Source organism: Pseudomonas paralactis (genome assembly GCF_001439735.1).
Lineage (GTDB): Bacteria > Pseudomonadota > Gammaproteobacteria > Pseudomonadales > Pseudomonadaceae > Aquipseudomonas > Aquipseudomonas paralactis.
Window position 1 is genome coordinate 795,233 of sequence record NZ_JYLN01000002.1, and the last position, 13,440, is coordinate 808,672.

Consider the following 13,440-nt stretch of genomic DNA (forward strand, 5'->3'; position numbering starts at 1 on the left):
TTCAGCTTTTTTCAGCGTTATTTCACGAAATTTTCACAGGCCAAATTTTCGCACAACGCCGGGATGTGTCCAGAGTGTCGGTAGGATTTTTCTTAGGTGAGACAGATCGCCGCTGGTCCAGAACTGTGCAGTCTCCGGATTGCGAGTCGCCAGCAAGTCGCGCTCATCCAGCAAGCGCTTGAGCTGGCGTGCCACGGCGGCGCCGGTGTCGATCAGGATAATGCTGGCGGGCAGCATCTGCGCCAGGAGCGGCTTGAGGAAGGGATAGTGGGTGCAACCCAGGATGATGGTGTCGCAACCGGCGCTGAGCAGCGGCTCGATATAGCCCTGCAACAGCGTGCGCAAGGCGGGGCTGTTCAGATCCCCCGCTTCGATCAGCTCAACCAGACCCGGGCAGGGTTGGGTAACCACTCGCACATCAGTGGCAAAGCGGTCGAGCAGGGCCGCGAATTTGGCGCTTTGCAGCGTACCGGTGGTGGCGAGCACCCCCACCACGCCGCTGCGGGTAGCTGCAGCAGCAGGTTTGACCGCAGGTTCCATGCCGACCAGCGGCCAGTCGGGGTAGTCCTGGCGTAAATCGGCAACGGCAGCGACCGTTGCGGTGTTACACGCGATCACAAACGCCTTGGCGCCGCGTTCGCGGAAGAACTCGGCGACGGTTCGAGAACGCTCAAGGATAAACGCCGGCGTCTTCTCGCCATAGGGGATATGCCCGCAGTCGGCCACGTACAGCAGCGATTCATGGGGCAATAACTGCTGAATTTCTTCCAGCACCGTCAGGCCGCCGACGCCAGAATCGAACACACCGATGGGCGCGCCCTTAACCATGCCGGGTTCCACACACGCTGCAGCCAGGGTCGCGCTTGACGCGCAACTCGCGAAAACGCGTGGTCAAGGCGTCGATCAGCAGCAGGCGACCCACCAGCGGCTCACCGAAACCTGCCAGCAGCTTCAAGGCTTCCAACGCTTGCAGGCTACCGACCAGCCCCACCAACGGCCCGACCACACCGGCTTCGCTGCAGGTCAACTCGGTGTCGCTGCCATGCCCGTATAAACAGTGATAGCACGGGCTGTCGACGCGACGCGGGTCGAATACCGACAATTGCCCCTCAAGGCGAATGGCCGCGCCACTGATCAATGGCTTGCCCGCCGCGACGCAGGCCGCATTCACCGCTTCGCGGGTAGAGAAGTTGTCACTGCAATCGAGCACCACGTCCACCGCGCCGATTGCACAGACCAGCGAGTCGGCATCCAGCGCCACGCGATGGGCGATCAACGTAATTTCAGGGTTGATCGCGCTCAGGCGACGCATGGCCGAATCGACCTTGGTCTGCCCTACGCTGTGGGTGTCATGGATGATCTGGCGTTGCAGGTTGGTCAAATCCACCGTGTCAAAATCCGCCAGGTGCAACTCACCCACGCCGGCAGCGGCAAGATAAAGCGCAACCGGAGCGCCCAGGCCACCGAGGCCGACGATCAACGCACGGCTCTGTTTCAGCCGCAACTGGCCGTCGATGTCGACATGCTGCAACAGAATCTGCCGGCTATAGCGCAACAGCTCCTGGTCGGTCAGCACGGGCGATGCCCCAGGGTGATGCGTTCGTGACCACCAAGATCGATACGGCTGTGTACGCCTTCAAAACCCTGGCCCAGCAACAAGTCACGCACAGCCAGCGCCTGGTCGTAGCCATGCTCAAGCAACAGCCAGCCACCGGCATTCAGATGGGCCGGTGATTCATTGATGATCAGACGCAAATCATCCAGGCCATCAGGCCCGGCCACCAGGGCGCTGGCCGGTTCAAACCGCACGTCACCCGCCACCAGGTGCGGATCGTTGTCGGCGATGTAAGGCGGGTTGCTGATGATCAAGTCGAAGCGGTCGCCTTGCAGAGCACTGAACCAATGGCTGTTCAGCACTGTGGCGTTATTGAGGTGCAGGCGCTGGCGGTTGCGCTCGGCCAGGGCCACGGCTTCGAGCACGCGATCGACAGCGGTAACCTGCCAGGCCGGGCGCTCACTGGCCAACGCCAAGGCAATGGCGCCGCTGCCGGTGCCCAGGTCCAGCACTTTGGCGGGGGTAGCAGCCAGCAACTCCAGTGCAGCTTCCACCAGCAATTCGGTTTCCGGGCGCGGGATCAGCGTGTGCGGTGCGACTTCCAGGTCCAGCTTCCAAAACCCTTGCTGGCCGAGGATATAGGCCACCGGCTCGCCGCTGCGACGACGTTGCAGGTAATCGGCAAAGGTCAGGGCATCTTCGCTGCTGACGATCTTTTCCGGCCAGGTGTGCAGATAACTGCGGGACTTGCCCAGGGCGGCGGCCAGCAGCAGTTCCACATCCAGGCGCGCGGTGGGCGAATCGGGCAGGTCGGCGGCGCGCAGCAGGCTGGCAATGATGGTCATTTATTCACCTATCGCGGCCAGCTGATCAGCCTGGTACTCAGCGAGCAACGGCTCGATTACCGCATCCACGCCGCCGGCGAGAATCTCGTCCAGGGAATAAAGGGTGAGGTTGACCCGATGGTCGGTTACCCGCCCCTGGGCAAAGTTGTAGGTACGGATACGCTCGGAACGGTCGCCCGAGCCCACCAGCAACTTACGCTCGCTGGCAATGGCGTTGGCGGCGGCGCTGGTTTGCTGGTCGTTCAACTTGGCCGACAGCCAGGACATCGCCCGCGCCCGGTTTTTGTGCTGGGAGCGTTCTTCCTGGCATTCCACCACGATGCCCGATGGCAAGTGGGTAATCCGAATCGCCGAGTCGGTCTTATTGACGTGCTGGCCACCGGCGCCCGACGAGCGGTAGGTATCAACGCGCAAGTCCGCCGGGTTGATCTCGATGGCTTCCTGTTCGTCCGGCTCGGGCAACACGGCCACAGTGCACGCCGAGGTGTGAATACGGCCCTGGGATTCCGTGGCCGGCACACGCTGCACGCGGTGGGCACCGGATTCGAACTTCAACTTGCCGTAGACGTTGTCACCTTCAACTCGGGCGATGACTTCTTTATAGCCACCGTGCTCACCTTCGTTCTCGGACAGAATCTCGACCCGCCAACCGCGTCGTTCGGCGTAGCGTGAATACATGCGGAACAAGTCGCCGGAGAAAATCGCCGCCTCGTCACCACCCGTGCCGGCGCGGATTTCGAGGAACACGTTGCGCCCATCGTTGGGGTCCTTGGGCAGCAACATACGCTGGAGGTCGCCCTCCAATTCGGCGAGCTTTTCCTTGGCTTCGCGGACTTCTTCCACGGCCATTTCACGCATGTCCGGATCGCTGTCCTTGAGCAGCGCCTGAGCGCCTTCGAGGTCAGCCTGTACTTTCGTGAGCATTTTGTAGGTGGCTACGATTGGCTCAACTTCGGCGTACTCCTTGGAATAAGCGCGAAACTTGGCCTGATCAGAAATGACCTCGCCGTCGCCGAGCAAGGCGGTCAGTTCTTCGAAACGGTCCTGGAGCACGTCCAGTTTATTGAGCAGTGACGCTTTCATTGCGGTTTTTTATCCGAAGAGCTGTCTGACGCGCCCTCACCGAGGGCAAAGAGTTCCTGGGCCATGGCCAGCGCATCGAGGCGGCCTTCGGCGGTAAGCTTTTTCAACTGAACACTGGGTGCATGGAGCAGTTTATTGGTCAGGCCACGGGCCAATTGCATCAGCACCTCTTCGGCGCTGCTGCCGTTGGCGAGCAAACGCTGGGCCTTGCTCAGCTCCTCGTCGCGCAGGCGTTCGCCCTGCTGACGATACGCCTTGAGCACATCCACCGCCGCCAATTCACGCAGGCGCACCATAAAATCTTCTGCGCCGGTGCTGACCATTTCCTCGGCGGCCTGGGCAGCACCCTGGCGGCTTTTGAGGTTCTCGGCGACGACTTCATGCAAATCGTCGACGCTATAGAGGTAAACGTCGTCCAACTCGCCGACTTCTGGTTCGATATCCCGCGGAACGGCGATATCCACCATGAAAATAGGCTTGTGCTTGCGCAGTTTCAACGCGCTTTCGACCGCGCCTTTACCGAGAATCGGCAACTGGCTGGCGGTGGAACTGATGACGATATCACTGCGCACCAGCTCAGCCGGGATGTCCGACAGCAACACCGCATGAGCCCCGAACTGTTCGGCAAGGATGCTCGCCCGTTCAAGCGTGCGGTTGGCGACCACGATGCGCTTCACGCCCAAATCGTGCAGGTGCCGCGCGACCAGGGTAATGGTTTCACCAGCACCGATCAGCAGCGCCTGGCTGCGCTGCAAGTCGCTGAAAATCTGCTTGGCCAGGCTGACAGCGGCAAAGGCCACCGATACAGGGTTTTCGCCGATCGCCGTGTCGGTGCGCACCTGTTTGGCCGAATTGAAGGTGGCCTGGAATAAACGCCCCAGCAGCGGACCGACCGTGCCGGCCTCACGCGCCACGGCGTAGGCAGACTTCATCTGCCCAAGAATTTGCGGCTCGCCCAGCACCAGCGAGTCGAGACCGGCCGCCACGCGCATCATGTGACGAACTGCCGCATCCTCTTCGTGCACATAAGCACTGGCGCGCAGGTCATCGAGGCTCAAATGGTGATAATCGGCCAGCCAGCGCAGCACCACATCCGCCGAGAGATGTTCCTGCTCTATATAGAGCTCGCTGCGATTGCAGGTCGAAAGGATCGCAGCTTCGCGGCTGTCGGTGATCCGGCAGAGCTGCTGCAAGGCCTCAACCAACTGCTCAGGGGTAAACGCCACGCGCTCGCGCACGTCTACGGAGGCAGTCTTGTGGTTAATACCGAGTGCGAGGAAGGCCATTCAATATCGCTGATGATGTCGGGAAGCCGACAATTGTCCTACTTCGAAAGATCCAGAACAACCACCGTCGTCTATTGTCCCTATACCTTATGCCTATCATCGCCTCTTTGTAGGAGCGAGCTTGCTCGCGAAAATCGTCAACGATAACGCGGTAAGCCTGACGCCCAGCGGCGCTCTCAGGTTTTTCGCGAGCAAGCTCGCTCCTACAAAGGCAAGGCAAAAGGCAGCAATAGTCGTATTCCGAGTGCCCCGGTTATGTTTGGCCGAAGGCTTGTGTCATGATGATCCGACCGCAGGTTAGTCGTCCTCTTCCTATATGAATAGATCTTCCGCGTTGCTCCTTGCTTTTGTCTTCCTCAGCGGCTGCCAGGCCATGGCACCCGTGTCGCCGGAGGCTACGCCGCCGGTAGAAGACACCGCCCCCGCCCCTGAAAAGCCCAAGGTTTATTCCTCGTTCAGTGAAGAAACGATCTACAGCCTGCTGACGGCGGAACTGGCCGGCCAGCGTAATCGTTTCGATATTGCGCTGGATAATTACGTGACCCAGGCCATCAATACCCAGGATCCGGGCATTTCCGAGCGGGCCTTTCGCATTGCCGAATACCTGGGAGCCGACCAGGCTGCGCTGGACACGTCGCTGATCTGGGCAAAAAATGCCCCCGACGATCTGGAAGCCCAGCGCGCCGCCGCCGTACAACTGGCGCGCGCGGGTCGCTATGACGACTCCATGGTTTATATGGAGAAAGTCCTGCAGGGCAAGGGCGACACGCATTTCGATTTCCTGGCGCTGTCGGCCGCCGACACCGATCAGGACACGCGCAATGGCCTGATGAAGAGTTTCGACCGCCTGCTGCAAAAGCATCCGAAGAACAGCCAGTTGATTTTCGGCAAAGCCTTGCTGTTGCAACAGGATGACGAAGCCGACGCCGCACTCAAATTGCTTGAGCAGAACCCGCCGGAAGATGGCGAGATTGCGCCGATTCTGCTGCGAGCACGCCTGCTGCAAAACCTCAATCGCGGCAAGGAAGCGATTCCTCTGCTGGAAAAAAGCATCAAGAAATACCCGGACGACAAGCGCCTGCGCCTGACGTATGCACGAATGCTGGTTGAGCAGGACCGCATGGAAGACGCCAAAGTGCAGTTTGCCAACCTCGTCCAGCAATACCCGGACGACGACGAGCTGCGCTATTCGCTGGCCCTGGTGTGCCTGGAAGCCAAAGCCTGGGACGAGGCCAAAGGCTATCTGGAACAACTGATCGAACGGGACAGCCATGTGGACTCGGCGCACCTGAACCTGGGCCGCATCGCTGAAGAACGCAACGACCCGCAGGCCGCGCTGCTTGAGTACGCCCAGGTCGGCCCCGGCAATGACTACCTGCCCGCCCAGTTGCGCCAGGCCGACATCCTGATGAGCAATGGCCGTACCGACGAAGCGGAAAAACGCCTGGCCGCGGCCCGCGATGCCGAGCCGGACTACGCCATCCAGCTGTACTTGATCCAGGCCGAGACCTTATCGGCCAACAAACAGGGCGAACGCGCCTGGAAGCTGCTGCAACAAGCGTTGCTGCAATATCCCGACGATTTGAACCTGCTGTACACCCGCGCCATGCAGGCAGAAAAACGCAATGACCTGGCCCAGTTGGAGAAAGACCTGCGCCTGATCATCAAGCGCGACCCGGATAACGCCATGGCACTCAACGCCCTGGGTTACACCTTGTCTGACCGCACCACACGTTACGCCGAAGCCAAGGCGCTGATCGAACAGGCCCATGCGCTCAACCCTGAAGACCCGGCCGTGCTCGACAGCCTGGGCTGGGTGAATTACCGCCTGGGCAACCTCGACGAGGCCGAGCGCCTGCTGCGCCAGGCTCTTGAGCGTTTTCCCGACCAAGAAGTCGCCGCACACCTGGGCGAAGTGCTCTGGGCCAAAGGCAAGCAACGCGAAGCCCGACAAATCTGGGAAAAATTCCTCAAGGAACAACCCGAAAGCCCCATCCTGCGCGGCACCATCAAGCGCCTGACCGGATCCGAGACCCTTTAAGCTTATGTTCTTGCGCCACATTATCGTCTTCAGTTTTATCGCCCTGCTCGCCGGTTGCGCGGGCGTAGGCACCCGTGAATCCGTTGAGGGCCAGGGCAACCCGGCGCAATGGAAACAACACAAGGATCAGCTGAGCAGCATCGACGGCTGGCAGATCGAGGGCAAGGTCGGGGTGCGTGCGCCGAAAGATTCAGGCAGCGGCACCCTGTTCTGGCTGCAACGCCAGGATTATTACGACATCCGCCTCTCCGGACCGCTGGGTCGGGGTGCTGCTCGCCTGACGGGCCGGCCGGGACAGGTGAGCCTGGAAGTCGCCAACCAGGGACGCTACGAAGCGACGTCCCCGGAGGAACTGCTGGAGCAGCAGATCGGCTGGAAACTGCCCGTCTCACATCTGGTGTGGTGGGTACGCGGCCTTCCGGCGCCCGAGAGCAAAAGTCGCCTGAGCCTCAACGGCGACAGTCGCCTTGCCTCCCTGGAGCAGGACGGCTGGCAGGTGGAGTACCTGAGCTACGTGCAACAGAACGGTTATTGGCTGCCCGAGCGCATCAAGCTGCACGGCACCGACCTTGACGTCACGCTGGTGATCAAGGACTGGCAGCCGCGCAAGTTGGGGCAATAACGTGACAGAACGCCTGACCCTGCCCTCGCCCGCGAAACTCAATCTGATGCTGCACATTCTGGGTCGCCGTGAAGATGGCTATCACGAGTTGCAGACACTTTTTCAGTTCCTCGACTATGGCGATGAGCTGACCTTTGCCGTACGCGACGACGGTGTGATCCAGCTGCACACCGAATTCGAAGGCGTGCCCCACGACAGCAATCTGATCGTGAAGGCGGCGAAAAAACTTCAGCAACAATCCGGCTGCCCGCTCGGGATCGATATCTGGATCGACAAAATTCTGCCCATGGGTGGCGGTATCGGGGGCGGCAGCTCGAATGCCGCAACGACGTTGCTGGGTCTGAACCACTTGTGGCAACTGGGCTGGGACCACGATCGCCTGGCTGCGCTGGGCCTGACACTGGGCGCGGACGTCCCGGTTTTCGTGCGTGGGCACGCCGCGTTTGCCGAAGGCGTGGGGGAGAAACTTACCCCTGTGGAGCCCGAAGAACCCTGGTATGTCGTGCTTGTGCCGCAAGTATCTGTAAGTACAGCAGAAATTTTTTCAGATCCGTTGTTGACACGTAACTCTTCTCCCATTAAAGTGCGCCCCGTTCCCAAGGGAAACAGTCGAAATGACTGCTTACCGGTTGTAGCAAGGCGTTATCCAGAGGTACGTAACGCTTTGAATTTGTTAGGTAAATTTACCGAAGCAAAATTAACCGGAACTGGAAGTTGTGTGTTTGGGGGCTTCCCAAGCAAAGCTGAAGCTGATAAAGTCTCGGCCCTTCTTACAGAGACCCTTACAGGGTTTGTAGCAAAGGGAAGCAACGTTTCGATGTTGCATCGCAAGCTGCAAAGTCTGCTCTAAAAGGAATCGAGTGTTAGGCACTCGTTGCAACAGATACAGGGGCGTCGCCAAGCGGTAAGGCAGCAGGTTTTGATCCTGCCATGCGTTGGTTCGAATCCAGCCGCCCCTGCCATTTTCTAATACTCATCCAGGTTACCCTCAGCCTCTAGGTACTGCGCGTGTCCAAGATGATGGTCTTTACGGGGAATGCCAACCCCGATCTGGCTCGACGTGTCGTACGTCAGCTGCATATCCCTCTCGGTGACATCTCTGTCGGTAAATTCTCCGACGGCGAAATTACAGCCGAGATCAATGAAAATGTCCGCGGTAAAGACGTCTTCATTATTCAGCCGACCTGCGCTCCGACCAACGATAACCTGATGGAACTCGTCGTGATGGCTGATGCCTTCCGCCGCTCCTCAGCGACTCGAATCACAGCTGTAATCCCTTACTTTGGTTATGCCCGTCAGGATCGCCGTCCGCGTTCCGCACGTGTGGCTATCAGCGCGAAAGTCGTTGCTGACATGCTGACCGTGGTAGGCATCGACCGTGTTCTCACGGTTGACCTGCACGCTGACCAAATCCAGGGGTTCTTCGATATTCCGGTAGATAACATCTACGGCTCCCCCGTTCTGGTGGATGACATCGAAGACCAGCGCTTTGAAAACCTGATGATCGTGTCCCCGGACATTGGTGGCGTCGTGCGTGCACGGGCCGTTGCCAAATCCCTGGGCGTGGACCTCGGGATCATCGATAAACGCCGTGAAAAAGCCAATCACTCTGAAGTGATGCATATCATCGGTGATGTCGAAGGGCGTACCTGTATTCTGGTTGATGACATGGTCGACACCGCCGGCACCCTGTGCCACGCGGCGAAAGCCTTGAAAGAGCACGGTGCTGCAAAAGTCTTCGCCTACTGCACACACCCTGTGCTGTCGGGCCGAGCGATCGAGAACATCGAGAACTCCATGCTGGACGAACTGGTGGTGACTAACACCATCCCGTTGTCCGCTGCTGCTCAAGCCTGTTCGCGTATCCGTCAACTGGATATCGCACCGGTTGTTGCCGAAGCGGTTCGCCGCATCAGCAATGAAGAATCGATCAGCGCGATGTTCCGTTAAGGGTCAAACCTTCGGAGCACCTCACTGACGAAAAGCGCCCCGCCCCAACATACTGTTGGGGCGGGGCTTTTTTGCCCATATCGCCTTTAGCGCTGGTCGCAAACGCTGGGGCGAATGTGGTTATTTTGGAGATACAACATGAACGATTTTACTCTGAATGCTGAAGTGCGTTCCGACCTGGGGAAAGGTGCGAGCCGCCGCCTGCGTCGTCTCGCAAGCCTGGTTCCAGCTGTAGTTTACGGTGGCGACAAAGCCCCTGAATCCATCAGCATGCTGGCTAAAGAAGTTGCCAAACTGCTCGAAAACGATGCTGCCTACAGCCACGTTATCGAACTGAACGTTGGCGGCAAAAAGCAGAACGTTATCATCAAGGCCCTGCAGCGCCACCCTTCCAAGGGCCACGTACTGCACGCTGACTTCGTACGCGTTGTAGCCGGTCAGAAACTGACCGCTATCGTGCCTGTACACTTCGTTGGCGAAGAAGCTCCAGTCAAGAAAGGTGGCGTTGTTTCTCACACCACTACCGAGCTGGAAGTAAGCTGCCTGCCGAAAGACCTGCCTGAGTTCATCGAAGTCGACCTATCGGCCGCTGAAATCGGCACCATCATCCACCTGTCCGACCTCAAGGCTCCTAAAGGCGTTGAGTTCGTTGCACTGGCTCACAACGACGACAAGGCTGTTGCCAACGTCCACGCGCCACGTGTTGTAGCAGAAGATGAAGCCGGCGAAACCGCTGCCGAGTAATACACTCTGCAACGAAGGAGCTTGAGGGAACATCGCGGACCGAAACGTAGCGAGAAAGCGGGCAACAACGCGAAGTTTATCTCTGGATAAGTGAGCTCCTGTCGTCCACTTTCGCCGCACGCTGGTGTAGCGATGTTATCCACAACTCCAAAGGAAGGGCCCCTGTCGTGACTGCCATTAAACTGATCGTTGGCCTGGGAAATCCAGGCGCCGAATACGAACAGACCCGGCATAACGCGGGGGCCCTTTTTGTTGAGCGCATCGCCCACGCCCAAGGCGTCAATCTTGTGGCCGATCGCAAATATTTCGGCCTGACCGGGCGCTTTTCGCACCAGGGTCAGGATGTTCGTCTACTGATTCCCACCACCTACATGAACCGCAGCGGCCAGGCTGTCGCGGCGCTTGCGGGTTTCTTCCGGATCAAACCCGAAGAAATCCTGGTGGCCCATGACGAACTGGACCTGCCACCCGGCGTTGCCAAGCTCAAGCAAGGCGGCGGACACGGCGGGCACAACGGCCTGCGCGACATCATCGCGCAGCTGGGCAATCAGAATACTTTTTACCGTCTGCGGCTCGGCATTGGCCACCCAGGCGTTGCCAGTATGGTTTCAAATTTCGTCCTGGGTCGTGCGCCACGCGCCGAACAGGAAAAACTCGATGCCAGCATCGATTTTGCCCTCGGCGTGCTGCCGGATATCTTCGCCGGTGAATGGAACCGCGCGATGAAAAACCTGCACAGCCAGAAGGCCTGACTTTTACCCGAGGGGAAACACCATGGGATTCAATTGCGGCATCGTCGGCCTGCCCAACGTCGGCAAATCCACCCTGTTCAACGCCCTGACCAAGTCCGGTATTGCGGCGGAGAACTTCCCCTTCTGCACCATCGAACCCAACAGCGGTATCGTGCCGATGCCGGACCCTCGCCTGGATGCACTGGCGGCAATCGTCAACCCCAAGCGCATCCTGCCGACCACCATGGAATTCGTCGACATCGCAGGCCTGGTCGCCGGCGCATCCAAGGGTGAAGGCCTGGGTAACAAGTTCCTGGCCAACATCCGTGAAACCGATGCCATCGCCCATGTGGTCCGCTGCTTTGAAGACGAGAACGTGATCCACGTCTCCAACAGCGTCGACCCCAAGCGCGACATCGAAATCATCGACCTGGAGCTGATTTTCGCCGACCTCGACAGCTGCGAAAAGCAACTGCAGAAAGTCGCGCGTAACGCCAAGGGCGGAGACAAGGACGCAGTGGTCCAGAAAGGCCTGCTGGAGCAGTTGATCGCTCACTTCACCGAAGGCAAGCCGGCGCGCAGCCTGATGAAGAACATGGGCACCGATGAGAAGGCTGTGATCAAAGGCTTCCACCTGCTCACCACCAAGCCTGTGATGTATATCGCCAACGTCGCCGAAGACGGCTTCGAGAACAACCCGCTGCTCGACGTGGTCAAGGCCATTGCCGAGGAAGAAGGCGCCATTGTTGTTCCGGTATGCAACAAGATCGAAGCTGAAATCGCCGAGCTTGATGACGGCGAAGAGAAAGACATGTTTCTTGAAGCCCTGGGCCTTGAAGAGCCTGGCCTGAACCGTGTGATCCGCGCCGGCTACGAGATGCTCAACCTGCAGACCTACTTCACCGCCGGTGTCGAAGAAGTCCGTGCCTGGACCGTCAAGGTCGGTGCTACCGCGCCACAAGCTGCCGGCGTGATCCACACCGACTTCGAAAAGGGCTTCATCCGCGCCGAAGTAATCGCCTACAGCGACTTCATTCAGTACAAGGGTGAGGCCGGTGCCAAGGAAGCCGGCAAATGGCGCCTTGAAGGCAAGGAATACATTGTCAAGGATGGCGATGTAATGCACTTCCGTTTTAACGTATAAGTACCCACCACGGTATTTACTACGAGCCCATAAAAAAGCCGATGCAGTGCATCGGCTTTTTTGTGGGTGACTGTTTATGAAGGCGACTTACATCCAAAAAATCAGACTTTCAGAATATTCCTACTTACCAATCACCGCATTAACCTCGCACTTACTCCCGTCACCGACAAATCAAAACTTACCATCATTTTCCTACATCACCCCTCCACTTAAACCTCTCTACACCGAGTGACAACTTTTATAATCTACGTTCTACTGAGCTGGCGCGCGCAGACCGTATTTGCAACAGTGAAGTAATAGCGAACAGGGAGTATCAATTCATGTCGACCTACGTCCAGAAGGATAATAAAACAGACGTTTCACTCATTGAGGGTCCAGAAATTGAAACCACGCTTAACAACACTGCCGCACTCAACGTTGACATTCTATTGTTGGGAGAAACCGGCACCGGAAAAGACACGCTTGCGCAGCGGATTCATCGATTATCGGGGCGACGCGGTAATTTTGTTGCCGTGAACTGTGCGGCCATTCCAGAAAGCCTCGCAGAAAGTCAGTTGTTCGGGGTCAACAGCGGGGCTTATACCGGGGCCATACAATCCAGGGCTGGATTCGTCGAAGCAGCCCACCTGGGTACCCTGTACCTGGATGAGATCGACAGCATGCCCCTGAGCCTGCAAGCCAAGCTGCTGCGCGTGCTGGAGTGCCGCGGGGTGGAACGCCTGGGCTCGACTCGCTTGATCTCCGTGGACATGCGCGTGATCGCGTCAGCCCAGCAGTCGCTGCAAATCATGGTCGAACAAGGCGCCTTCAGGCGTGATCTCTACTTTCGGCTGAATGTCGTGAGCATCGAACTCCCGGCCCTGCGAGATCGGCGCGAACGCATCATCCCGTTGTTTCTGGAAATGGTTCAGGAAGAAGCGGAGCAGTTCAAATGCAGCGCTCCATCGCCTCCTGACAGCCTGCTGCATCAACTGCTCTGCCACTCCTGGCTGGGTAATGTGCGCGAGCTACGTTCGACGGCGAAACGGTTCGTCCTGGGCCTACCACCGCTCTCAACCCCCGTGGGCAGAAAGCAACCACCTCAGATGGACCTGAAGACACGCCTTCAACAAATTGAAAAAGCGTTAATTGAAGAATCCATGTATCGCCACCATCACTGCGTAGATAACGTAGCCATTGAGTTGGGGGTCGCTAAGCGCACGCTGTATTACAGGATGAAACAATTGAACATCTCACTGGCATAAGTTCAACCGTTCATCTCACCGCTAATAAGTAGGTCATAACAGCCTGTATCGCCAACATTTTCATCAACCAGCGCCTCGATAAAATATTTAGCAACATCGACACCTGGAAACATCTGGAACGCATTACTTATACGGGCCACACAGTGGTTGCCAGGAGAAAATTTCTGCAACACGCAGACGTTGCCGCGATTTGAC

13 protein-coding genes and 1 tRNA gene are annotated in these 13,440 nt (G+C 58.3%); 9 read left to right on the forward strand and 5 right to left on the reverse strand.

Features of this window, described 5'->3' with window-relative positions; genetic code table 11:
• Nucleotides 1-33 precede the first annotated feature (33 nt).
• Genes murI through hemA form a run of 5 tightly spaced genes read right to left on the reverse strand, consistent with a single transcriptional unit; the run spans nucleotide 34 to nucleotide 4,769 of the window.
• Complete coding sequence (gene murI, locus TX23_RS07840; protein WP_057701693.1) at nucleotides 34-828, reverse strand: glutamate racemase; 795 nt, start codon at nucleotides 826-828, stop codon at nucleotides 34-36.
• Nucleotides 821-1,576 (reverse strand): molybdopterin-synthase adenylyltransferase MoeB, encoded by a 756-nt coding sequence (locus TX23_RS07845; protein WP_057701694.1) that lies wholly within the window; start codon nucleotides 1,574-1,576, stop codon nucleotides 821-823. Before TX23_RS07845 ends, murI begins: the two co-directional genes overlap by 8 nt.
• Nucleotides 1,570-2,400 carry a peptide chain release factor N(5)-glutamine methyltransferase gene (gene prmC / locus TX23_RS07850; protein ID WP_057701695.1) on the reverse strand — a complete coding sequence of 277 codons (831 nt, stop codon included), beginning with the start codon at nucleotides 2,398-2,400 and terminating at the stop codon, nucleotides 1,570-1,572. The genes TX23_RS07845 and prmC overlap by 7 nt, the downstream gene beginning before the upstream one ends.
• On the reverse strand, nucleotides 2,401-3,483 hold the full coding sequence (gene prfA / locus TX23_RS07855) for a peptide chain release factor 1 (protein WP_057701696.1): 1,083 nt from the start codon (nucleotides 3,481-3,483) through the stop codon (nucleotides 2,401-2,403).
• Nucleotides 3,480-4,769: a glutamyl-tRNA reductase gene (gene hemA, locus TX23_RS07860; RefSeq protein WP_057701697.1), complete on the reverse strand. Its 1,290-nt coding sequence runs from the start codon at nucleotides 4,767-4,769 to the stop codon at nucleotides 3,480-3,482. The genes prfA and hemA overlap by 4 nt, the downstream gene beginning before the upstream one ends.
• Nucleotides 4,770-5,085: 316 nt before the next feature.
• Between hemA and TX23_RS07865 the strand changes: the two genes are divergently transcribed.
• The 9 genes from TX23_RS07865 to TX23_RS07905 all read left to right on the forward strand — a co-directional run bounded on the left by TX23_RS07865 (nucleotide 5,086) and on the right by TX23_RS07905 (nucleotide 13,245).
• Entirely contained in the window at nucleotides 5,086-6,810 is a 1,725-nt protein-coding gene (locus TX23_RS07865) for a tetratricopeptide repeat protein (protein WP_057701698.1), read from the forward strand.
• A 4-nt stretch (nucleotides 6,811-6,814) separates the two neighbouring features.
• Nucleotides 6,815-7,432, forward strand: a complete 618-nt coding sequence (gene lolB / locus TX23_RS07870) for a lipoprotein insertase outer membrane protein LolB (protein ID WP_057701699.1) — start codon at nucleotides 6,815-6,817, stop codon at nucleotides 7,430-7,432.
• A 1-nt stretch (nucleotide 7,433) separates the two neighbouring features.
• On the forward strand, nucleotides 7,434-8,282 hold the full coding sequence (gene ispE / locus TX23_RS07875) for a 4-(cytidine 5'-diphospho)-2-C-methyl-D-erythritol kinase (RefSeq protein WP_082629587.1): 849 nt from the start codon (nucleotides 7,434-7,436) through the stop codon (nucleotides 8,280-8,282).
• Nucleotides 8,283-8,319: 37 nt separating this feature from the next.
• Nucleotides 8,320-8,394: transfer RNA gene (locus TX23_RS07880), tRNA-Gln, on the forward strand.
• A gap of 46 nt (nucleotides 8,395-8,440) precedes the next feature.
• Complete coding sequence (locus TX23_RS07885; protein ID WP_003208392.1) at nucleotides 8,441-9,382, forward strand: ribose-phosphate pyrophosphokinase; 942 nt, start codon at nucleotides 8,441-8,443, stop codon at nucleotides 9,380-9,382.
• 138 nt (nucleotides 9,383-9,520) lie between these two features.
• Nucleotides 9,521-10,126 (forward strand): 50S ribosomal protein L25/general stress protein Ctc, encoded by a 606-nt coding sequence (locus TX23_RS07890; protein WP_005784612.1) that lies wholly within the window; start codon nucleotides 9,521-9,523, stop codon nucleotides 10,124-10,126.
• 167 nt (nucleotides 10,127-10,293) lie between these two features.
• Nucleotides 10,294-10,878 carry an aminoacyl-tRNA hydrolase gene (pth, locus tag TX23_RS07895; RefSeq protein ID WP_003208389.1) on the forward strand — a complete coding sequence of 195 codons (585 nt, stop codon included), beginning with the start codon at nucleotides 10,294-10,296 and terminating at the stop codon, nucleotides 10,876-10,878.
• Nucleotides 10,879-10,900: 22 nt separating this feature from the next.
• Nucleotides 10,901-12,001, forward strand: a complete 1,101-nt coding sequence (gene ychF / locus TX23_RS07900; protein ID WP_057701700.1) for a redox-regulated ATPase YchF — start codon at nucleotides 10,901-10,903, stop codon at nucleotides 11,999-12,001.
• 320 nt (nucleotides 12,002-12,321) lie between these two features.
• Nucleotides 12,322-13,245 carry a sigma 54-interacting transcriptional regulator gene (locus tag TX23_RS07905; RefSeq protein WP_057701701.1) on the forward strand — a complete coding sequence of 308 codons (924 nt, stop codon included), beginning with the start codon at nucleotides 12,322-12,324 and terminating at the stop codon, nucleotides 13,243-13,245.
• Nucleotides 13,246-13,440: the final 195 nt, after the last annotated feature.